At 55.6% G+C, this 22,310-nt stretch carries 17 protein-coding genes; 15 read left to right on the top strand and 2 right to left on the bottom strand.

The genetic code is table 11. The features are described 5' to 3' along the window. The 13 genes from ACR0EZ_RS24895 to ACR0EZ_RS24835 all read left to right on the top strand — a co-directional run. Positions 1–1,147, top strand: a 1,147-nt coding sequence (locus ACR0EZ_RS24895) for a COG4223 family protein (RefSeq protein WP_480617494.1), incomplete at its 5' end; no start/stop codon positions are given. A 10-nt stretch (positions 1,148–1,157) separates the two neighbouring features. After that, the gene (locus tag ACR0EZ_RS24890) at positions 1,158–2,639 is read left to right on the top strand and encodes a heme biosynthesis HemY N-terminal domain-containing protein (RefSeq protein WP_480617493.1); all 1,482 of its coding nucleotides are present in this window, start codon (positions 1,158–1,160) and stop codon (positions 2,637–2,639) included. Positions 2,640–2,723: 84 nt separating this feature from the next. Next, positions 2,724–3,812 (top strand): MHYT domain-containing protein, encoded by a 1,089-nt coding sequence (locus ACR0EZ_RS24885; protein WP_480617492.1) that lies wholly within the window; start codon positions 2,724–2,726, stop codon positions 3,810–3,812. Positions 3,813–3,951: 139 nt separating this feature from the next. After that, on the top strand, positions 3,952–4,785 hold the full coding sequence (locus ACR0EZ_RS24880) for an FAD binding domain-containing protein (RefSeq protein ID WP_480617490.1): 834 nt from the start codon (positions 3,952–3,954) through the stop codon (positions 4,783–4,785). Positions 4,786–4,797: 12 nt separating this feature from the next. After that, positions 4,798–5,292, top strand: coding sequence for a (2Fe-2S)-binding protein (locus ACR0EZ_RS24875; protein ID WP_480617489.1), 495 nt, complete (start codon positions 4,798–4,800; stop codon positions 5,290–5,292). Further along, entirely contained in the window at positions 5,289–7,706 is a 2,418-nt protein-coding gene (locus ACR0EZ_RS24870) for an aerobic carbon-monoxide dehydrogenase large subunit (protein WP_480617488.1), read from the top strand. Before ACR0EZ_RS24875 ends, ACR0EZ_RS24870 begins: the two co-directional genes overlap by 4 nt. 99 nt (positions 7,707–7,805) lie before the next feature. Continuing rightward, positions 7,806–8,672, top strand: a complete 867-nt coding sequence (locus tag ACR0EZ_RS24865) for an AAA family ATPase (protein ID WP_480617487.1) — start codon at positions 7,806–7,808, stop codon at positions 8,670–8,672. Between the two features lie 47 nt (positions 8,673–8,719). Continuing rightward, the gene (locus tag ACR0EZ_RS24860; protein WP_480617486.1) at positions 8,720–9,862 is read left to right on the top strand and encodes a vWA domain-containing protein; all 1,143 of its coding nucleotides are present in this window, start codon (positions 8,720–8,722) and stop codon (positions 9,860–9,862) included. 12 nt (positions 9,863–9,874) lie between these two features. After that, positions 9,875–10,681, top strand: a complete 807-nt coding sequence (locus ACR0EZ_RS24855) for an XdhC family protein (protein ID WP_480617485.1) — start codon at positions 9,875–9,877, stop codon at positions 10,679–10,681. A gap of 107 nt (positions 10,682–10,788) precedes the next feature. Further along, positions 10,789–11,241, top strand: a complete 453-nt coding sequence (locus ACR0EZ_RS24850) for an SRPBCC family protein (protein ID WP_480617483.1) — start codon at positions 10,789–10,791, stop codon at positions 11,239–11,241. Between the two features lie 306 nt (positions 11,242–11,547). After that, entirely contained in the window at positions 11,548–11,793 is a 246-nt protein-coding gene (locus ACR0EZ_RS24845) for a helix-turn-helix transcriptional regulator (protein ID WP_480617482.1), read from the top strand. A gap of 691 nt (positions 11,794–12,484) precedes the next feature. Continuing rightward, positions 12,485–13,825, top strand: a complete 1,341-nt coding sequence (locus tag ACR0EZ_RS24840) for a hypothetical protein (protein ID WP_480617481.1) — start codon at positions 12,485–12,487, stop codon at positions 13,823–13,825. Positions 13,826–13,835: 10 nt separating this feature from the next. Further along, entirely contained in the window at positions 13,836–15,671 is a 1,836-nt protein-coding gene (locus tag ACR0EZ_RS24835; protein ID WP_480617480.1) for a cell wall hydrolase, read from the top strand. Between the two features lie 198 nt (positions 15,672–15,869). Here ACR0EZ_RS24835 and ACR0EZ_RS24830 read toward each other — a convergent pair whose 3' ends face one another. Further along, complete coding sequence (locus ACR0EZ_RS24830) at positions 15,870–17,099, bottom strand: hypothetical protein (RefSeq protein WP_480617479.1); 1,230 nt, start codon at positions 17,097–17,099, stop codon at positions 15,870–15,872. Positions 17,100–17,433: 334 nt separating this feature from the next. Here ACR0EZ_RS24830 and ACR0EZ_RS24825 point away from each other — a divergent pair, with 334 nt between their 5' ends. Next, positions 17,434–18,327: an endonuclease/exonuclease/phosphatase family protein gene (locus ACR0EZ_RS24825; protein ID WP_480617478.1), complete on the top strand. Its 894-nt coding sequence runs from the start codon at positions 17,434–17,436 to the stop codon at positions 18,325–18,327. A gap of 74 nt (positions 18,328–18,401) precedes the next feature. Beyond that, on the top strand, positions 18,402–20,423 hold the full coding sequence (locus ACR0EZ_RS24820; RefSeq protein WP_480617477.1) for an endonuclease: 2,022 nt from the start codon (positions 18,402–18,404) through the stop codon (positions 20,421–20,423). Positions 20,424–20,467: 44 nt separating this feature from the next. Here ACR0EZ_RS24820 and ACR0EZ_RS24815 read toward each other — a convergent pair whose 3' ends face one another. Beyond that, entirely contained in the window at positions 20,468–22,030 is a 1,563-nt protein-coding gene (locus ACR0EZ_RS24815; protein ID WP_480617476.1) for a trypsin-like serine peptidase, read from the bottom strand. Positions 22,031–22,310 lie beyond the last annotated feature (280 nt).

Genomic DNA, 22,310 nt, shown 5'->3' with positions numbered 1-22,310 from the left:
AGCCGAAGCCGAAGCCGAAGCCGAAGCCGAAGCCGAAGCCGAAGCCGAAGCCGAAGCCGAAGCCGAAGCCGAAGCCGAAGCCGAAGCCGAAATACTGGCTGAGCAGCCTGACGAGTCCGCAGAACAGAAACCCGCGCCGGTGGAAGAGAAAATCATCGAACGCACCGTCGAAAAACGCGGCGGGTTCATTCCGGCCCTGATTGGCGGCATCGTCGCCGCGGCAATCGGGTTTTTTGCCGGGCGCGGCGATTTGCTTCCGTCCAACGACGCCGGTCCCGATCCGGCGATTGCCGCGCTTGAAAGCAAGCTGGCGGATCAATCGGACCAGATCGCCAAGCTGACCCAGACAGTGGCGGATAGCGGCGATACCTCGGGGCTGTCGGATCAGATCACGGCGCTGTCGGACAAACTGAGCCCCGTGGAAAGCGATCTGGCCGGGGTGAAAACCAGCGTCGAGGCTCTGACCGGGCAGGTGACGCCTTTGTCGGACCGGATCGCTGCGCTGGAGAAAGCGCCGATTGAGGCCAATGTCTCACCCGAAGTCACCGCCGCTTTTGAGGCGGAACTGGAGAAATTGCGCGAATCCCTGACGGCGCAGCGGGCCGAGGTGGAAAAGATGGTCTCGGACGCGCAGGCGCTCGAGGCGAAAGCCGCGGCCGAGTCCAAGGCTGCCACCAATGCGGCTACCCTGTCGCGCCTGCAGGGCCAGTTGGATGCGGGTCAGCCCTATGCTGATCTGGTGGCCGAGTTGAAATCGGGCGGTGTGGATGTGCCGGATGCGCTATCGGGGCCTTCGGAAAAAGGCGTCGAAACCCTGACCTCGCTGCGGGCGTCTTTTGATCCGGCAGCGCGCAGCGCGCTGGCCGATGCGCGGGATGCCGACAAGGGCACCGGGCTGGTGGCCTTCCTGCAGCGCCAGACCGGCGCGCGTTCAGTGACACCGCAGGATGGGGACGGCCCCGATGCGGTTCTGTCACGGGCGCAAGCGGCGCTATCCGAGGGCGACCTGTCCAAGGCACTGACCGATCTGCAATCTCTGCCCGAGGCAGCCCAGACGGCATTGGCCGACTGGATGCAGGCGGCCCAGACCCGGATCGCTGCCGTTGATGCCGCAACGACGCTTGCGTCAAGCCTGAACTCGAACTGAAGGACCTGCCATGCTGTGGTCATTGTTTAAGATCCTTGTTTTTGTAGCGATTATCGGCCTGCTGGCCCTGGGCGCGCAGTTCCTGATGCAGACCAGCGGCGGTGTGCAGATCACCGTGGCGGGCACCGAATACACGCTTGGCCCGTTGCAATCGGTGATCGCGCTGGGCGTGCTTGTCTTTGCGGTCTGGCTGTTCTTCAAGCTGCTTAGCCTGCTGGTGGCGACGCTGAAATTCCTCAACGGCGATGAAACCGCCCTGTCGCGTTACTTCGACCGCAGCCGCGAGAAACGCGGCTATCAGGCGCTGGCGGACGGGATCATGGCGCTGGCCTCGGGCGAGGGGCGCGTGGCCATGTCCAAGGCTCACAAGGCCGAAAGACTGCTGAACAAGCCGGAACTGACCAATCTGCTGGTGGCGCAGGCGGCGGAACTGACCGGCGACACCAGAAAAGCGTCCGAGACCTACAAGAAACTGGTGACGAACAACGCCACCCGCTTCGTCGGTGTGCGCGGCATCATGAAACAGAAGCTGGCCGAAGGCGATGATGAAACCGCGCGCAAGCTGGCGGAAAAGGCTCTGGCGCTGAAACCGCGGCACGAGGAAACGCAGGACGTTCTGTTGAGCCTGCAAACCAAGACGCAGGACTGGGCCGGGGCGCGGTCGACGCTGACATCGAAGCTGAAAGCCGGGCACCTGCCGCGCGACGTGTTCAAGCGCCGCGACGCGGTTCTGGCGCTGTCCGAAGCGAAGGGCATTCTGGACGAAGACGCCACGGTCGAGCAGCAGGAACACGCGATCGAGGCCAACCGCCTGTCCCCCGATCTGGTCCCCGCTGCCGCGCTGGCGGCACGGGCCTATATCAAAAAGGGCAAACCCCGCGCCGCGACTAAGATCCTGAAAAAAGCGTGGGAGGTTCAGCCCCATCCCGATCTGGCCCATGCCTTTGCCGAGATAGTGCCGGACGAAACCCCGGTTGCCCGGATCAAACGGTTCACTGCGCTGACCCGCATTCACCCCAAGAACATGGAAACCCGCCTGATCTTGGCCGAACTGAATATCGTCGCCGAAGACTTCCCCGAAGCGCGCCGCGCATTGGGTGATGTGGTCGAAGAACAGGGCGATGCCCGCGCTTACACTCTGATGGCGGCCATCGAGCGGGGCGAAGGGTCCTCGGACGCGGTGGTGCAGGGCTGGCTGGCCAAGGCGCTGAACGCGCCGCGCGGTCCGCAATGGGTCTGTGACAATTGCCATGACATTCAGGCCGAATGGGCCCCGGTTTGCCCCAATTGCGGCAGCTTCGATACGCTCAGCTGGCAAACCCCGCAGACGCCGGAAATCGCCACAGCCACCGGTGTGCATATGCTGCCCCTGATCGTCGGCGCGCTTGAGGATCAGTCCGAAGACGATGACACGGCGGACAGCGGGGACGACCCGGACGTGATCGAGCTGGACGCGCAACCGGTTGACGAGCAGGCCGAGAAACAGGCCTGATCCCCCCGGGCCCTACAGGCGATTGTCGCACCCCATTCGGTTTGCTAGGGTCTGCCTCGCGTCGGGGAGGGCGTGCAAACCTGAATGCTGGATTATTCTCATAACGCCTGGCTTGTGGCGGCGTCGCTGGCCGTGGCGCTGATGGCGGGGTTTACGGGCCTTTACCTGACCCATGGCGCGTCCCGGCTGGACGACCAGCGCCGCAAGCTTGTGGTCGCGCTGGCGGCGGTCATTCTGGGCGGTGGCATCTGGTCGATGCATTTCGTGGCGATGCTGGGCCTGCAACTGCCGATCCTGTTTTATTACGATGCGCTGATCACCCTGATCTCGGCCCTGGTGGCGATCCTGATGGTGGGGCTGGCCCTGCTGCTTTTGCATTTCCGCCCCCGCACCATGCAGACCATCGTCGGTGCAGGGGTGATCGTGGGCCTTGGCATCGTGGTGATGCATTATGTCGGCATGGCCGGGATGGAGCTCTGCCGCCCGGTCTACACCCTTTGGGATGTGGGACTCTCGACGCTGGCTTCGGTCGTGTTGTCGGTGCTGGCGATCTGGGTGGCCTATGACAACCGCACCCAGCGCAATATCCTGCTGGGCACCGCGTGTTTTGGCCTGGCCGTGTTCACCATGCATTTCGTGGCGACCGGCCTGACCGATTTTGTCGCCACCGACACTGCCGGAGGGGCCGGGCCGGCGCTGAACAACCGGGTGCTGGCGATGGGTGTCACCGTCGCGGTCTTTCTGATCTGCGGCGCGTTTCTGTTGACAGGGATCACTTTCATTGACCCCAAGGACACGGCGCAGCCCGATATTCCGGAACCCACCCCACCGGCACAACTGCGCGCGGGCGTTCCCTTTGAGCGCGAGGGCCAGACCTTTTTCGCCGAACCCGCCCGCATCGCCGCAATCCGTGCCGAGGGGCATTACACCGTGCTGTACATGGGGGCCGAGAAATTGTTCTGCCCGTGGTCGATTACCGAGGCCGAAACCCGCCTGAAACCCGACGGGTTTTTGCGTGCCCATCGCAGCTATCTGGTCAATCCCAAACATGTCTCGGGGTTCGAGCGTCACAAGGACAACGGCACCTGTTACTTCGATGGTGTCGATGCCTTGTCCAAAGTCCCGGTCAGCCGGTCGCGCCTGATCGATGTTCGCGAGGCGCTGGGCCTCTGATCGCAACTCGTGCAGCCCATTCGCATTTCGTGAAACAAGCTGCGCGCCCTGTTTCCCTTGACTGGAACGGCTGACCCCCGCGCCCTTTCCTTGCCTCAGGTCCCCCAAGGCACATCGCCCGGACCCAGGGAGGAAACACATGATACCAGCCGGTTTTGAGTATCACCGGCCAGGCGATATCGCCTCGGCCATCGGCATCTTGCAGGAACACGGAGACGAGGCGCGGGTGATCGCGGGCGGGCATAGCCTGATCCCGATGATGAAGCTGCGCATGGCCGAGATGGGCCATCTGGTCGATCTTCAGGCAATTGACGAGTTGAAGGGCATCGGGATCGGCGCGGATGCCGTTTCGCTGGGCGCGATGGTGACCCAGCACGAGCTCATCACCCATGACGGACTGGCCGCAGCCATTCCTTTGATCCGCGAGGCCGCTTTGCAGATCGCCGACCCGCAGGTGCGTTATATGGGCACCGTCGGCGGCAATGTCGCCAATGGCGATCCGGGCAATGACATGCCGGGGCTGATGCAATGCCTGAACGCGACCTTTGAGCTGTCCGGTCCGGACGGATCGCGCAGCGTGGCCGCGCGTGACTTCTACGAGGCGGCGTATTTCACAGCCCGCGAGGATGAGGAAATCCTGACCCGGATTTCGATCCCTTTTCCCGGTGCGGGGGTCGGTCAGGCTTACGAGAAACAGAAGCGCAAGATCGGCGATTATGCCACCGCCGCCGCGGCGGTGATGGTCGGCAATGGTGCGGCCTCGGTCGCGATGACCAATCTGGCCGATACACCGGTTTGGTCCGAAACGGCCAGCACGGCGTTGGCGGGTGGGGATGTCGATGGCTGCGTCGCCGCGATGCTCGATGCGATCGACCCGGTGGCCGACAATCGCGGCCCCGTCGAGTTCAAGAAACACGTGGCCGCCGTGATGCTGCGCCGCGCCATCGATCGCGCGCAAAGCCGCGCGGGTTGAGGAGGGGAATCAATGTCGAAAATGCACGTCAAACTCACCGTGAACGGCAAACAGGTCGAAGGTCTGGCCGAGCCGCGCACGTTGCTGATCCACTTCCTGCGGGAAGACCTGAAAATCACCGGTCCTCATATCGGTTGCGAAACCAGCCATTGCGGGGCCTGCACCGTGGATATCGATGGCAAATCCGTAAAATCCTGCACGACCTTTGTGGCGCAGGTGAACGGGGCCGATATCACCACTGTCGAAGGCCTGACCAACGACGATGGCAGCCTCGGGGTGTTGCAGGAAATGTTCCGCGAACATCACGGGCTGCAATGCGGTTTCTGCACGCCGGGCATGATCACCCGCGCGCATCGGCTGCTGCAGGAAAACCCCAACCCGACCGAGGAAGACATCCGCTTTGGCATGGCCGGGAACCTGTGCCGCTGCACCGGCTATCAGAACATCGTCAAGGCGATCTCGGCCTCGGCTGACCTGCTCAATGCACAGAAGGAGGCGGCAGAATGAACGATCAGACTCTGACCCCCGAAGAACGCGCCGCCAACCTCAAAGGCATGGGCTGCGCCCGCAAGCGCGTCGAGGACGTGCGCTTTACCCAGGGCAAGGGCAATTATGTCGATGACATCAAGCTGGACGGGATGTTGTTCGGCGATTTCGTGCGCTCTCCCTACGCTCATGCCCGCGTTGTCAGCGTGAACAAAGAGGCCGCTCTGGCGCTGCCCGGTGTGATCGCCGTGCTGACCGCCGAGGACCTGTCGCCGCTGGGTCTGCACTGGATGCCGACGCTGGCCGGTGACAAGCAGATGGTACTGGCCGACGGCAAGGTGTTGTTCCAGGGGCAGGAGGTCGCCTATGTCGTCGCCGAGGACCGATATATCGCGGCGGATGCGGTGGAACTGGTCGAGGTCGAGTACGAAGAACTGCCCGTCCTGACCGACCCCTTCGAGGCGCTGAAATCCGAGGTGGTCCTGCGCGAAGACCTTGAGGGTCAGACCGAAGGTGCGCATGGGCCGCGCAAACATCACAACCACATCTTCACCTGGGAACAGGGCGACAAGGACGCGACCGAGGCGGTGCTGGCCGAGGCCGATGTGGTCGCCGAGGAGATGGTCTATTACCACCGCACGCATCCCTGTCCGCTGGAAACCTGCGGCTGTGTGGCCAGCATGGACAAGGTGACCGGCAAGCTGACGCTTTATGGGACGTTCCAAGCCCCGCATGCGATCCGCACGGTTGTCTCGCTGATCTCGGGTCTGGCCGAACACAATATCCGCGTGATCAGCCCCGATATCGGCGGCGGGTTCGGCAACAAGGTCGGGGCCTATGCAGGCTATGTCTGCTCGGTCGTGGCCTCGATCGTCACCGGCAAGCCGGTGAAATGGGTCGAGGACCGGATGGAGAACCTGATGTCCACCGCCTTTGCCCGTGACTACTGGATGCAGGGCAAGATCGCCGCGACCAAGGATGGCAAGATCACCGGGCTCTGGTGTCATACCACGGCGGACCATGGCGGCTTTGACGCCTGTGCCGACCCGACCAAGTTCCCGGCGGGGTTCATGAATATCTGCACCGGGTCCTACGATATCCCGACCGCTTATCTGGCTGTTGATGGGGTCTATACCAACAAGGCGCCGGGCGGGGTGGCGTATCGCTGCTCCTTCCGCGTGACCGAGGCGGCGTATTTCATCGAACGGATGATCGAGGTGTTGGCGATCAAGCTGAACATGGACGCGGCCGAGCTGCGGCGGATTAACTTCATCAGCGCCGATCAGTTCCCGTATCAGTCGGCGCTGGGCTGGGAATATGACTCGGGCGATTATCACACGGCATGGGACAAGGCGCTGAAGGCTGTCGATTACGAAGGTCTGCGGGCCGAACAGGCGCAGCGGGTCGAGGAGTTCAAGGCTGGCAAGACCCGCAAGCTGATCGGCATCGGCCTGACGCATTTCACCGAAATCGTCGGGGCCGGGCCGGTGAAGAACTGCGATATCCTTGGGCTGGGCATGTTCGACAGCTGCGAGATTCGCATCCACCCGACCGGGTCCGCCATCGCGCGGCTGGGCACGATCTCTCAGGGGCAGGGCCATGCCACGACCTTTGCCCAGATCATCGCCAGCGAGATCGGCCTGCCCGCCGACGATATCACGCTGGAGGAAGGCGACACCGATACGGCGCCCTACGGGCTGGGGACCTATGGGTCCCGGTCAACGCCGGTTGCCGGTGCCGCGACCGCCATGGCCGCGCGCAAAATCCGCGCCAAGGCGCAGATGATCGCAGCCTATCTGCTGGAGGTTCATGACAACGATGTGGAATGGGATGTAGACCGCTTCGCCGTCAAAGGCGCGCCCGAGCGGTTCAAGACCATGAAGGAAATCGCTTTCGCCGCCTATAATCAGGCGATCCCAGGGTTGGAGCCGGGCCTGGAGGCGGTCAGCTATTATGATCCGCCGAACATGACCTATCCGTTCGGGGCCTATATCTGTGTCATGGAGATCGACGTGGATACCGGCGAATGGGACGTGCGCAAGTTCTATGCGCTGGACGATTGCGGCACGCGGATCAACCCGATGATCATTGACGGGCAGGTTCATGGCGGCGTGACCGAGGCGCTGGCCATCGCGATGGGTCAGGAGATCGCCTATGACGAGATCGGCAACGTCAAGACCGGCACGCTGATGGATTTCTTCCTGCCGACCGCCTGGGAGACGCCGAACTACATCACCGATTACACGGTGACGCCGTCCCCGCACCATCCGATTGGGGCGAAGGGCGTGGGTGAGAGTCCGAATGTTGGGGGCGTGCCCTGTTTCTCGAACGCGGTGCATGATGCGTTCCGGCCTTTTGGCCTGGTGCAGAGCCATATGCCGCATGATCACTGGCGGATCTGGAAGATCGCCAATGGGTTGGGGATGCATGGGTGAATGGGTTCGGACCGGCTTTGCCGGTCCGACAAGGCAAGGGGGCTCTGCCCCCTTGGACCCCCGGGATATTTTTGGACAGATGAAGATTGGATCCTGGTTTTGAGTTTGAGTGACGTGCAGAACGGGTTGGCCGCGCAGGGCTATGTTGCCGATGATCGGTTGGCGATGGCGCTGTATCTGGCGCAGGCTTTGGGGCGGCCGTTGCTGCTGGAAGGCCCTGCCGGGGTTGGCAAAACCGAAGTGGCCAAGGCGATGGCGGCGTGGCGTGAGACGCGACTGATCCGGTTGCAATGTTACGAAGGGCTGGATGCCAGCCATGCGATCTATGAGTGGAACTATCAGCGGCAGTTGCTGGCCATTCGGGCCAGCGAGGCGCAGGGCGGGGTTGCTGAGGCACAGTTGTTTTCCGACGACTATCTGCTGAAACGCCCTTTGTTAGAGGCTATCTCGCAGGACAGCCCTCCGATTTTGCTGATTGATGAGATTGATCGCGCCGATGAGGAGTTCGAAGCCTATCTGCTGGAAATCCTGTCGGACTTTCAGATCACCATCCCCGAACTTGGGACGGTCGAGGCCAAAGCGCGGCCCATCGTGATCCTGACCGCCAACGGGACGCGGGACCTGTCGGACGCGTTGCGGCGGCGGTGTTTGTACAGTTTTCTGGATTACCCGTCGAAAGAGACCGAGATGTCGATCCTGCGGGCCCGGATGCCCGAAGTCGAGGCGCTTTTGGCGCGGCAGATCGTCAGTGTCGTACAGGCGCTGCGCAGGGAGGACCTTGAGAAAACGCCGGGGATTGCCGAAATGCTGGACTGGGCCGCCGCCCTGTCGGGGCTGGGGGTCAATGATCTGGCGAAATCGCGGGACGAAGTGCAGGCGACGCTGGTCTGCCTATTGAAGACCGCCGCCGATTATGATGCCGCCCCGCCCGAGGTGATGGACCGCCTGATCGGAAAGGTTGCGTGATGCAGGTGACGCGCTTTCCCTCCCGGGCTGCGGGGTTTGCTGACCGGATGTCCGGGTTCATTGCGCATCTGCGCATGAACGGCTTGCGCGTGGGTCCGCGGGAAACCGGGGATGCGCTTGCGGCCCTGACCGCCGTGGACGCGACCGATGCGGATCAGGCGCGGCAGGCCTTGTGCGCGCTGTTGGCCGGAGACGCCGAGGATTGGCGCCGGTTTGACGAGCTGTTCGATGCCTATTGGTTCAATGCGGGCAAGCAGCGCACGGGGATGGCGCAGACGTCTTTTGTCCGCGTGCAATCCGCCAAGCCGATGATCTGGCAAGGGTCGGATCAGGACGGGGAAAACACGCAAGGGGATACAGATCAGGCAGCCACCACTCCTGATCCGGGCGACGGGGAGGCCGAAGGGATGGACGGGAAGCTGATAGCGACCCGAACGGCCAACCTGTCGCGCCGGGACCTGCGGGATGTGATGGATGAACAGACCCTGAAACAGGCGGAAACGGTGGCTTTGGCTTTGGCCCGCGCGATCCGCGACCGCCGGTCCCGCCGGCGAAAGCAGTCGCTTAAAGGACCGGCATTGGACATGCGGCGCATTCAGCGCGCCAGCCTCGCCCGTGGGGGTGAGCCGATGGACCTGTTCCGCCGTGCCCGCCCGCCGCGCCCGATGCGGATCGTGGCCTTATGTGATGTCAGCGGGTCGATGACGGTATATTCCCGGGTGTTCCTGTCCTTTCTCAAGGGGCTGATCGGCAGCGGGGCACAGGCGGATGCCTATCTGTTTCATACCCGCCTGATGCGGGTGACGGATGCGCTGCGCGATCATGACTCGATCCGCGCTGCCGGGCGGCTGTCTCTGATGGCCGAGGGGTTCGGCGGCGGAACCGACATCTCGGGCAGTCTGGAGCGCTTTCTGAACGGCTACGGCGCGCGCGCCCTGAATGGCCGCACCATCGTTCTGATCCTGTCGGATGGCTATTGCAGTTCCGACCCGGACGGGCTGGGCGATGTTCTGGCCCGCATCCGGCGCAAGGCGCGGCGCATTGTCTGGCTGAATCCCTTGAAAGGCTGGCAGAACTACCAGCCGATCGCAGCAGCGATACAGGCCGCTGAACCCTATCTGGACGCACATCTGCCCGCCAACACGCTGGACGCGCTGGCGGCGCTTGAGCCGCAGTTCCGCAAGCTGTGAAAGGAGGCTGACATGGCCAGTTTCGACATTTTCGACACCATAGATCAGCTGCGGCGGACCGGAGACGCCTTTTGCGTCGCAACCGTTCTGCGCACGGCGGATGCGACCTCGGCCAAGGCGGGCGGTAAGGCGGCGGTGACGCGGGACGGGCAGATCCTCGGCCACTTGGGCGGGGCTTGCGTGCAACGGGCGGTCCGGACCTCGGCGCAGGAGGCTTTGGCCAGCGGCATGCCGCAACTGATCCGGGTCAAACCTTCGGAAAAGGTGGTGAACATGACCGACCCGGACGGCGTTCAGACCTTCAAAAGCGGCTGCCCTTCGGGGGGAACCGTCGATCTTCTGGTGGAACCTTACCAGCAGGCCCCGCGTCTGGTGATATTCGGCGAGTCGCCGATCGCAACCGCCCTTGCGGATCATGCGGCGCTGGCCGGGTTTCGCGTCTGCGTGACCGAAAGCGGCGGCGGCAGGCATACGCGGGTCGCGCCGGATCAGATCGCCGATCTGGGGATCGAGGCGCGGGATTTCGTTGTGGTCGCCTCGCAAGGGCAGGGCGATGCAGCGGCCCTGGAAGCCGCGCTGCAGACCAATGCGGCGCGGGTGTCGATGGTTGCCAGCCGCCGCAAGGCCGATACACTGATGGCAAAACTGATCGCCAAAGGCATGGATCCGCTTCGGGTTGCGCGGCTCAAATCCCCGGCCGGGCTGGATATCCGCGCCATAGACCCGCACGAAATCGCAGTGTCCATTCTGGCCGAGATCGTGATGTGGCGAAACAGTGACAAGTCCGCGGAGGTGTCCCATGATGAAAAGCTGGCGTAAGCGGTTGGCGGCCTTCTGGTCCCGACGCCCCGAACAAACACCCGAGGACGCGACCGAGACCGCGCTTCGTGTATTTCCAAGATGTTGCTGACAAAGGAAAAACCTGAATGGAACTAAATGACGAAATCCGCATCGCCGCACCGCGCGACGTGGTCTATCAGGCCTTGAACAACCCGGATGTGCTGCGCGAGTGCATTCCGGGCTGTGAAGAACTGACCCAGACCTCACCCGAAGAGCTGGAAGCCAAGGTTGTCCTGAAAATCGGACCGGTCAAAGCCAAATTTGCTGGCGAGGTGACGCTGGATACGTCCAACGCGCCGGGTGGGTTTTCCTTGATGGGCGAAGGCAAGGGCGGCGCTGCCGGTTTTGCCAAGGGCGGCGCCGAGGTCACGCTGACCGAAGACGGGGCCGAAACCGTTCTCGCCTACACCGCCAAGGTCGATATCGGCGGCAAAATCGCCCAACTGGGCAGCCGCCTGATCGCGGGCACGGCCAAGAAACTCTCGGGTAAGTTCTTCACCCGGTTCGGCGAGATTGTGTCGGAGCAATCCGTGTCGTAAGCGGGAGGCAGAATCGTACGGGGAATAGGTGTCGGCTGCGGATTAGCGCAGAAGCCAAGTCTGGGGCGCTGGGGGCTTTTTTGTTTTGGGAATTTGGTGCCAGGAGAGGACTCAATTTTTACAAGTACTATATTGATATCAAACCATAAAATGCCGTGTGGTTTTTCCTGATTCCCCAAACGATACCCCCAGGCACACATCTATTTGGAGGTTCGAGCGCAGAACGATGACCCACATTCGGGCCATTTCAGGTTCTTAAGGAGCATACAAGAACCTCGTCAGATCGACAATCTATAGCTATTCTTGATGCACCTGGAACCGGGCAACCGCAACCGGGGCATCGCGATGCTCCTTATCAAAGGAGTTATCGTGATGAGGATACTATCGAAGAAGGCGCTAAAAGAGCTGGTTTTATATTCGCCACAACACATCTCCAGACTGGAGAAAGCAGGCAAATTCCCCAAGCGGGTACGGCTGGGCTCGAACCGGGTGGGATGGGTTGAAAGCGAAGTGATGGAATGGCTTGAAGAGCGCTTACTTGCTCGAGAGTAGCCACCGATGCTCCATTTCGGAGCAGGGCGACCTGGACGTGCACAGTTCAGGTCGCCGTTACTAAAAGAGGCGACTTTTGGTTAATTTAGTGCGGTAATACTCTAATCTTACGAGTATTCAAAAAATGCTGGAGAGCTGGACTTCACGTAGACGGCGCAATGCTCGAATCTCGCAACGCTCCCGAATCTTAGCCTGCTTTCGAGCTGGATTTTTTGCCGTTCAATTTAGTTGTGCGGGAGCTTTGAGCGGAGGTATGCAGTTGATCTATTCGAAGGAAATCATCGGGGATCATTGAAGCATCTTTGCCGCTAATTGCCAGTTAAAACATGCATCCTTCTCAAAAGCAGAAGAATTGTATAACCAGTGCCTTTTGGCCAACTTTCTATTCCGACTTAAAAGCCATGTTTTCCTTTGTAGAGATGGAACGTAAAGTGGTGAGATTTCCGGGGTAATGAGGATGGTAAGCAACTTCATCCAATCTGACCTGCGAAAAAATTACCCTTCTGCCGGATACCACATATAGTTATCCACAAGGCGGAATCTAGCACAGATTGCAGTAAGTTGATTATTTACAACATGTTAAAGGCGTAACGTTTTACTATGTCCAAAATTATACACAGAGAAGGTATGCTTCTATTCGGGGCCTGACGCACTAAGGCCCAATGAAAACAAAAAATAAGTGGGGGCAACCGTGCTGAGATTCGCGAGCTTTTTTCTGGTGCTGATTACCCTTGTTGCTTGTACAGGCGATGGCTCAAGTCGTCGTTATGACGGCGCAGGGTATTCTTTGTATTCTGAGACACAAACTCCAAAAGCTACGCGGGAACTGTTGAACTATTTTGATGAGCTTTGCGGCCAAGCTGGAATAGGAGCGGTTCGCATAAACCAGGAAAGCGGGTCGAAGTCCTTTTCTTGTCCACAACCATTAAACTCGTCTCAATACGCTCGCCTAATGCAAGCGGGATTCAATGATATTGATTTGCGTTGTGACCAGTATCTCGGTTGGATCGACCGTAAGAGGATCGAAGCTTTATCGTATCGCCGCAGTACGAGCGCTCTCGAGGCTCTTATCGGTGCGGGGTTGCTGATTGGGAAAGCTGATCCTGAAGCGTTTGCGGCTTTGATCGCAGCGTTCAGTTTTTCGCGCGATATTTATGATGCGCAAAATACCAACCTCCTCGCGGCGCTAGAAAGCTCCACGATAAAAACTATTGTGTACAAGAGGCAGAAAGCGTTTCGAGCCGCGGCGAATGCTCACTCAGGGCAAAACGCCTCGCGGGAAAGTGTTGTATTTGCGCTCCGTAACTACCTATTGATTTGCACACCGCAAACTATTGTGCTGGACGCCAATACTTTTAGCCGCGATCCAAGTGCTGGTAGCCCCGCCGCACTGCAAAGCGACTTCAACGAACAATTTAGAAGCTTGAGCCCAGTACGTGCAAGTGACAGCTTTGGTACAACAACTCCTCTCCAAAAGCCCTCAGGTCAGACATGCAAAGGTCGCGACAAGGTTTTTTCAGACAATCCAGAAAACTATCTCTGCGAAGACATTCGGATCGCTCAGCGGTACTTGTGTTTCACTCCAGGCCGCGGACTCGACGGAGCGGCTGGGGCAAACACCACAAATGCCATCAAGAGTTTCGAACTCCTGGCCTACAATGAAGCTGAGCGCACGGCGGACCCATCCAAATCTGACGGATTGCTTTCAGACAAAGATTACGCAACCTTGGCGGAATTTGGTTGTCAAAAAGGCGAAGGCGAAACTTACCAAAATATCTGGGAAGCCATTAAGTTTAAGAACAATGCTGACACCTATGAGGGTATCGTTTTAAACTTGAACAAGTGTTTTCCTGACCAAGAAATTCCTCAAGGTGCAACTTTGGACAATCTTGGCAGCAGCGTCCTCCGTGAGCGGGTGCACGATTTTCGAAAGAAATTCGATCTAAACCCGGCCTTAAATGGCCAGATGACCGAGGGTTTTTTCCAAGCGCTGAGTGCAGCTTCCAATAACAACTGTACGGCTATAAATTAGGGAACTTAACATGTTTGTCGTTTATAAAACTGAACGCCCTGCTGGTGACACAAGCCTTGGTCCATCCGTGCATGAAGAACCCAACGCGACGAGCCCAAGCACCACTGTCATGTTCGGCCACATCGCAATCGTCTCTGAAAACGGAGATACGGTAGGTGACTTCGTACATGCGGAAATCAAACCGCAATGGAGGTTAGCAGCGACGACAGGGTGGATTGACCGTAGATTTCTAAGCGAAGAGCCACTTTCTGCCCAGGACCTGTACAGAAACCTAAACGACTTTGATGAGCAGTTCTTTGTGCGTACTTGCGTCCGTATGCAACTTGCAACTGCGTCAGGGGGCGATGCTTCCGGGCATACCGTCGCGGCGGAGTTTCTTGTGGCCGTTGCCATGCTGATGTCAAAGCTGGAGAAGTTCGAGACCCGCCTATCCGGCACCGACTCTATCGGTCCCTATCAGATTACCTCCGACGAATGGCAGGGTTTTTTGGACGACAACCCGAATATCGGGCTGACACCTGCAGATCGCATCTCTCACTACCAGCAGATCCCTTGTGCGGCCTATCTCTTACAAAAGCATGCCAATGCATTGCGTCAATTGGTTCTTGACGAAAATGCGGATGACAAAGATTATATGCCGTCCTTTCAGGATGTATTTTGCGCGTGGCTCACGAGCCCCCAAGCTGCCGCAGCTATCGAGGAAGCGCATAATGGAGACGAAAAAAACCAGCCAGTGAGGCCGCTAATCGAACGCAATGTAGACGACTTCGATCTGGTATCAAAAATGTGCGGTCTGCTTATCGACGTTACGAACGAAGCACTCAGTGTAGACGCTTTCGTTGAAAAGCTTGCATTCGAACTCAATCAAAAGCTTAAGATGGCTTTCAATAAGATTAAGCAACACGCCTCAGAATATTTGGTCCGTCCGACTGGTGGGGCGCCTTGGATGCAGACAGTACGAAACGAATTCGACGATTGGAACGTTAATCCACCGTTTGACGAAACTTCGGCTCAGGGAATCGAAAAAACCGTCGAGTATTTTCGCGCCATTTATCCAGAGTGGCCGGGTGGCAGCGTTACGCCTGCATGGTGTGGTGCCTTTGCCGCTTTCTGCGTTAAGGAAGGCGGCCTCGAGGATACAATTCCGAATGTTGCTGAAGGCGCACGCAACTGGCGAAATTGGGGTAATATTTCGATCCCCATCACGGCGGACAGTTTTCCCAAAGGTGCTGTTGTCATGACTAGTAAGACAAAAACCAACCGTCAGATCGGTCATGTCACATTTTATGACAGCCATATGCCTGGAAAGAAGAAGATCGAATGCACCGGCGGCAACCAGAGCCAGCACGGTCGCGTGACCCGAACGACAATCGATCTCAGTAGGGTAGTTGCTGTACGCTGGTATGGCGCCGTGGACGAGTTTGATGATGATGATGCTAAAGTCGTGGCGATGACACTCTACGGCGAAGCCCGCAACCAAGGCGCTGAGGGTCGGCAGGCCGTTGCCAGCGTGATCCTCAATCGTGCGGCTAAGGGAATTTCATTCTACGGTCTGACAGCAAAAGATGTTTGCTTGAAGCCCTGGCAGTTTTCATGCTGGAATAAAAATGACCCAAATCGCGCGATCATTACGAATCCGGCCAATCACGAGACAGATACATTCCTTCAATGCTTGGAGATTGCTAGGGCCGCACTTGAGGGGGAATTAGAGGACAATACCGACGGTGCAACCCACTACTACGCAAAATACATACCTAAGCCGAACTGGTTAATTAACAACCCTAATGGCCCCGTCCTGACCGCTGAGCTCGGCGTCCATTTGTTCTACAGGAACGTTGACGACTAAGTTACCCGCTAGAAATGCTCAACCAGTTCGTATCGGCGGATTTTTCTGGTATTCCGCATATATGGATATAACGCGGGTTGTATATCTGCCGGTGTGGTTCTTTCTCACAGTGCGCTTAGCGTCGCGTGCCAGTGAGGCAAATCTACTCAGAGGACTCATAGCGCGTAACACTAAAAAACGGGGATTGACCGATACGGCTTAAACGTTCGGTGCCTGCGGAAATTTAAAGCCAATGTAGGTTCCGCCACTGATCGCCATGAGCCCCAGCAAAGTTGCGTCGAATTCCGGCATTTCTAGGTTTGTAAAAACCGAATACGTAAAGATGACACCAAGGATGAGCGTCCATGCGACGATCTGGTAGCGCGAAAAAGTCACCCGCCCTTTTTCGAAGAAGATATCTCGAAAGAACTTTTTGAGTTCCCTCATATCGCCGTCTTTTTCGACCCAGTCTTGCGCAATTTTGAGCTCAGCAATATCTTCACGTAGTTTCTGTTCGTTGCCTTTCTGTTCGGCAGTCATTGGCAATTCGCTCTCACTGACGTCGTTTTGAAGATTTTTCAGACTTGTCTCGAGACGATCAAGTTCCACGCCGAGTTCCTCGCGAGTTCGAGTTTCGGGATGCTGTTTCGGACTGCCGATAGCGACCGCGCTTAACCCGGTACCAGCACTGATTCCAATCAAACCGAGTACACTGGCGTTGAGCGTATCGACAGCCCCGATCACCAACCACAACCAGATAAAACAGGTGTAAACAATCACAAACCAGAACGCCATCTGAGTCCGAGCCAAGCTGTAAGGCAGAGGATTTCCATCAGGCCGAGCGGATCCGGACTCGCGCAGCATGCCTTTCCTGATCAACAAAATATACGCGACAACCACCACCACTAACCAGAGAAAGAACATCGTTACCGCTCGCTTAATTGAGGCCGGAGAAAAATTGACTTTTGTGCTTTCGAATACTCTAACAGATTCAATTTCGTGTATTCCCAAATTCATAAGTTGCGCGCGAAACAGTTTGTTGCGTTTGAGAACCACGATCCAGTCGCCACGGTTTTCATCGTTTCCGACCAAATCGAACAGTAAGAAATTCCTGCCGTTTTCTTCAACAATTCTGGGAGTTGACCCAGTCAGAGCCTGACCATCTACGCTTAGTACCAACTTAGAAAGTGGGTCATTTTTCCACTGCGCGTCGAGGTCTTTAGCCCAGGCGGCAAAATTGACAACTTCAGTTTTGGCGATTTGACCTATTTCGCAGTCAGGCAGGCCATTTTCGTTCTCGGATTTTTTGCCATCTCGGTCATAGCAGGCAAATGCTCCAATCTGTAGTACTTCGGGCTTCTCGTTCGCACCTATCGGTGCCGCAGCCAACATCAGGAATGTGGTAAGAAAACAGTTTAAGAATGCCTTGTTTAGAAACAACCACGTCATGGCCCACTAAAACCCTTTCTAGAATCTGTTGATACAAGCTTCAAGGGGAAACCAACGTATTTAGTGAAAGATGTTCTTTACTAAACTAATAGACTTTTTATTTCTTGGCAAATCAGGCAGATTTCTAACGATGAGATTAGGATCGGATTGGAAAAATCTCTCGCTCCCAAAGCCGAGCAGAATGGCTTACTTTGAGTTCAATCCAGAGGGGTCTATCGACAGTAACCTAAGTAAATTAATTTGTTGCGACAATTACTTTGAAATAATGTATGCTGTCCTTGATTGGTCAATTTAACGGGGCAATTGTTTCTAACGAATTTTAGCGGATAAATCATTGAAACATATACTTTTTTGCATCATTTTTTTGTCTTCAGCCCTAGTTGGAAGCACGGCATCTAGTCTAGATGAACGAATCCGGATCGGCGCTTGGAACTTGTTGGCAGACAAGGCTGGGTCAAATCGCTACATACCCAAAAGACGCATTCCGCGTATCGCGAAAGTTGTTGCGCTGCTCAACGTCGATGTGCTTGCGGTTTCAGAAGTCGCGCCAAACCAGCGTTTGCAAGATATTGTCGAGAAACTCTCTGAGATTGGACTGTGTTACAAGTATACTTATCGTTCGCAACCGTCCCCGCAGACCAATATGAATGTTGGTTTCCTGCATCGCTGTGAAGTCGTCGTAAGTGACGTAAGGCTGATCTCCAACTCGGGATATTCTCCGAGCAACAAACGGGAGGCACTTTCCGCGCGCTTCGAGATTGGGAACTTCGATTTCTATGCTATCGCGGTTCATCTGAAGTCAGGTGGTAGCAGTAGCGACAAGCGCGATGAACAAGCAAGAACAATCTGGAGTTTCATCGAGACTGAGCTTCTGCCGATTGAAGAAGACGTTTTCATTCTTGGCGATTACAATATGGATCCAGAGCGGGATCCACAGAACTTCCAGACAATGAATCCAGAAGGCGAACTACGGTTTATTTCGTCTGAGGAACTTGAGCCTCGCGATGGGTTTGTTCACGTCTTCTCTCACATATCCGGGTCAGATGGTGGAAATTTGCTGGACGGCTTTTCCATTCATGATTCTTCATCAACAGAATACGTGACCGGTTCGGTGGAAGTTGTGCCGATGGATGAATTTTTGGAGGGTGGTGACCTTAGGGATTTTGCAAGACTTTATTCTGATCACCTGCCGCTGGTAGCCGAATTTAGAAATGTAGATGAAGACTGAGGAACCTTAGAAAGACATTTTTGAACTAGCGGGAGTAATTCTGTGATCGGTTTGAGAGCCAATTGGAGGAAAAAATGTTCGATGAAAGTGAGATAATACGGCAGGCAGAAACCCGGATAAATTCTAGAAAGCGCGAGCGTCAAAAGCGACACGCACAGCTTGAAGCGATGCAAGTGGGCAAAAGCTTTGACTGGGAGATCATGGAAGATGTTGATCGATTAGCAACGCGCGCAAAGAGTATTGGCCTTATCAAAGAAGCAAGTGAACTACTACATGATCCTCACAACAAGATCGTCGGAAATCGAATCTTCGAGAAGATCATTGATGCTAACAATTTGCTTGACATCAATTACTTAACCGAGGGCACTAGTGTATCTCTGGCAATCGGACGCATTGTTCTCCCTGTGCCCGGCGGCAACCGGCTTGGCACAGGATTCATGGTCTCACCTCGCGTTCTGATGACAAACAACCATGTGTTGGAAAGCGAGCTACAGGCATCTAATGCCCTAGTTGAATTCGACTTTTTCAGGCGTCAAGATGGCACAACTGGCCCGGTGATAAGATTTGGGTTCCAGCCGAATGTCCTATTCGTAACGGACGGCCCTCTCGATTTTACACTGGTCGCCGTTGAACCATCGAATTCTACCGGCTTCAAAGTTGGTGATCGGGGACGAATTCCACTGCTTGGTCCTTCCGGCAAGGCTGTTATTGGAGAAAGAGTCTCTGTCATCCAGCATCCTAATGGCGATCCACAGAAGGTTGTCGTCCATGACAACAAGGTCACAGATATCAATGGACCATTCTTGCACTACCGCACCGATACAATGGGTGGTTCGTCTGGTTCCCCAGTTTTCAATATCAATTGGGATCTGGCGGCGTTGCATCACGCGGCAGTGGGCAATGCTAACGAAGGGATCCGGATAAGTGCGATTGTGACAAAGTTACGTGAAATTTTCTCGCAAGAGTCTTCCAATGCTAGGATGGATCGCCAATTGATTATGGAGGTTCTATCGGAAGCTCCGATACCTGCGCAATCAAAGGTAACAAACGCGACGGACACGTTTCAGTCGTCGAGAAACACGTCAGGAAACAGTCCAGTTATGAATGACGATGGTACCGCGAGCTGGACAATTCCACTAAGTATTACACTTGGAATTGGGCAATCACACGCCGCAGCGCCATCAAGCATTAGCGCCTCCGACATGCAACAATCACCAAAAGTAAGCTCCCCTTCTATGCCATTTGAGGATGATTTTCAGGAAGCTCTTGAAGCTTTTGAGGCTACAGAAGGTCGTGTCTACTATAGTGAAGTGGCAGACGAAAAGGACAGAGTGGCTTATTATCCTAAGCTGAAAGGTCTGAGTCGGGCACAGTTGTACGATACATTATCGGAATTGCTCTCCAAGACGCACACAACTACTCTGAACTATAAAACTGCCAGGCTTAGCCATCTTTATCCGTGGATAGATCGGCGCGAAGGAAGTAGGCGCGAGCTTCGCGGAATATACTCTAATAAGGTATTCGACACTCTCGAAGTCATTCGAAATGAAGTCGCGATGGAACGCGAGCGCGAAGCTATGATCCAGCGTCAATTCGAGGCCATTGGTCCAGTCGACGAGGAATTTCTGGAAGAACTTGAAGCTGCACACCCGTTCAACTGCGAACATGTTGTCCCTCAATCCTGGTTCCAAAAGCGCAAGCAGCCGAAAACCGATATGCATCATCTATTTACTTGTGAATGGAGTTGTAACAGTTTCCGCGGCAACCGCGCATTTTTTGAGTTTGGCCAGGAAGCCATGCGCGAGAATTGCGGGGAGAGCGCAGACGGAAAGTTTGAGCCAAAAAATGGTAAAGGCGCCGTAGCACGAGCGACGCTTTACTTCTTACTGCGTTATCCAGGCGATATTGCAGATAGCAAGAAGGAGATGCCAATCAGTAGGCTTTCCACGCTAATCGACTGGGCCAAATCGGACAAAGTGGACCGGTGGGAACTCCACCGAAACGCGGAAATATTCAAGGTCCAGGGCAATCGGAACCCTATGGTCGACTTTCCCGATTTGGTTGACAAGATTGATTTCAAGCGCGGATGGAAGTAACTTCAGGCCGAAGTGGAGTTGATTTCCCGAAGTGTGAAACAGACTTAGTCGGCAAGAGGAAGTTCATCCGTAGAAATGGTTTTCCCATAGTTTTGCTCAACAGCCCCGCTCTTGAGCCCTCCAAGATGGACTCCAATAACCCTGTTGGATTCATCAATTATCGGGCCACCTGCGCTTCCGGGCGATGTTCTTGCGCTATGAATAATTGTTGAATTTTCGGGAATTACCGCCACTGTCTGTCCCACGCTCATCGTTCTTCTGCCTGATGAACTGAAGGCCCAAACGGCCGCGTGGCTTCCAACCGTCGGCTTGTTGCCAGAAAACAAAATTGGATTTACTCCGGCTTTAGCGAGCCCTGGCACCTTTATTAGCACAAGACCTTCCGGCATTCCCGGCATTGGGTCAGAAAGAAAAACGACCTCACTTGCTTCGAATGTTTGGGATTCGCCTGCCCCTACATCGGAAGCAATAACAAACTCGATACCTTCAACGTTCGGAATGTAATCGCCCAGGGGATTTTTTTCCAACGCAACAAAAGTAGCAGTCGCAACGATATCTGTAGCAGCAACCCAACCGCTACCAACAAAAGACTGGCCGTTTCTACGATTGCGAATGAACCCAACTGCCGAGGCGACATCCGTTGTCGTTTTAACGGACTCAAGCTGTTTACGAATCTTGGCCAATGAGGTTGCCTCCTCCCGCCGCTCGAACACTCTTAGACTTGTAATCGCTTTAGCACGTTGCTCTTTGTTCGGAGAAGGCAGCATATCCAAAGATTTAGCGTGCAATAAATAGACTTCCGAGTATTCAATATCTTTCTCGATTAGTCTTTCCATTGAATGCGCAATACCAACCAAATCTAGTACTTCGCCTTCAGTAAGGCTTTCTTCTAGTTCCGCTTTTTCTCGTATCTCAACAAACCGTGACCAGTTTTTGACAAATTTGCAAAACTCAATGTGGTCAATGTTTTGTATCTCTCCTAGTTCAGTTCCAACCGAGTGAGCCCAAGACATCGAGCATGCGAGCATTTCTGAAAGCTCGTCATCAGACATCTCACTGTAAAGGTGCATTAGCTGATTGTCGTGAACTCTTCCATCTATCGACGGTGCGTTTGGCCAAGATATTGTTGCGCTTACCCTCTCTTTTCTGCGGCTTACGCTTCCAAAAACCTCATTCGGTGGGGAAACAGCCCTTCTTGTAGCGGTAAATAGTTTGGAGAAGTTGACTCCTTGAACGGAAACATCGAGATCCTCTAATAAATTAGAGCTTCCTCCAGGAGAAAAAACGCCCCTCGGAAGTTGAGCAACTTGCTTCGTTTCAGTGGCCTCGTGGGTGACTTCTTGCCGCTCCAGCCTTTTGTGTTCGAGTTCAAACTTCTTGTTTAGAACACTCTGATGGTGCCTAATTCCCATTGCAATCGATGAAGCCCTTCCGTCGTCGGTCGTTCCCTCATCAAAGTAAGTGAATTTCCCCAGCGTTACTTTCTTGGGCGACCAAACAACGACAACCTCTCTGGCGAGTACTGCAGCAAAAGCGAGAAGGGCTGTTGTGTAAGTGATCCGTGCCCAAGGCAAGCCAATAATGTATTCAACTATTTGAGAAATCATGGACGAGATTCTCCTAATTCGACAGCGGTGAGCAATTTCTCTTTTCATGCTTCTTAGAAAAGTTCACGGAACTTTGAAAATCGAACTAAAGCATGGGTATTGAACGAACTGTGTCAAGATAGATTGGCTTTATGGGTTTGTCGCGAAAATAGTTAAGTTGAACTGCCGTGCCATTTTCGACGTGGCTTCTGACCTGCCCCCCGAGGCTCCCTCATTCATAACGAGAGTCTGCGGGTTTGGTTTTCATATTCGTCGTCGTTGTTTTGGGCAAGCGCGCCGG

The organism is Ruegeria sp. AK4 (assembly GCF_056541025.1).
This window is presented reverse-complemented; position numbering and strand designations above follow the sequence as displayed.

Excerpts from the sequence above, each read along its gene's own strand:
- ACR0EZ_RS24890 (WP_480617493.1), top strand. The coding sequence starts at position 1,158 with ATGCTGTGGTCATTGTTTAAGATCCTTGTTTTTGTAGCGATTATCGGC.
- ACR0EZ_RS24885 (WP_480617492.1), top strand. The coding sequence starts at position 2,724 with ATGCTGGATTATTCTCATAACGCCTGGCTTGTGGCGGCGTCGCTGGCC.
- ACR0EZ_RS24880 (WP_480617490.1), top strand. The coding sequence starts at position 3,952 with ATGATACCAGCCGGTTTTGAGTATCACCGGCCAGGCGATATCGCCTCG.
- ACR0EZ_RS24875 (WP_480617489.1), top strand. The coding sequence starts at position 4,798 with ATGTCGAAAATGCACGTCAAACTCACCGTGAACGGCAAACAGGTCGAA.
- ACR0EZ_RS24870 (WP_480617488.1), top strand. The coding sequence starts at position 5,289 with ATGAACGATCAGACTCTGACCCCCGAAGAACGCGCCGCCAACCTCAAA.
- ACR0EZ_RS24860 (WP_480617486.1), top strand. The coding sequence starts at position 8,720 with ATGTCCGGGTTCATTGCGCATCTGCGCATGAACGGCTTGCGCGTGGGT.
- ACR0EZ_RS24855 (WP_480617485.1), top strand. The coding sequence starts at position 9,875 with ATGGCCAGTTTCGACATTTTCGACACCATAGATCAGCTGCGGCGGACC.
- ACR0EZ_RS24850 (WP_480617483.1), top strand. The coding sequence starts at position 10,789 with ATGGAACTAAATGACGAAATCCGCATCGCCGCACCGCGCGACGTGGTC.
- ACR0EZ_RS24845 (WP_480617482.1), top strand. The coding sequence starts at position 11,548 with ATGCACCTGGAACCGGGCAACCGCAACCGGGGCATCGCGATGCTCCTT.
- ACR0EZ_RS24835 (WP_480617480.1), top strand. The coding sequence starts at position 13,836 with ATGTTTGTCGTTTATAAAACTGAACGCCCTGCTGGTGACACAAGCCTT.
- ACR0EZ_RS24830 (WP_480617479.1), bottom strand. The coding sequence starts at position 17,099 with ATGACGTGGTTGTTTCTAAACAAGGCATTCTTAAACTGTTTTCTTACC.
- ACR0EZ_RS24820 (WP_480617477.1), top strand. The coding sequence starts at position 18,402 with ATGTTCGATGAAAGTGAGATAATACGGCAGGCAGAAACCCGGATAAAT.
- ACR0EZ_RS24815 (WP_480617476.1), bottom strand. The coding sequence starts at position 22,030 with ATGATTTCTCAAATAGTTGAATACATTATTGGCTTGCCTTGGGCACGG.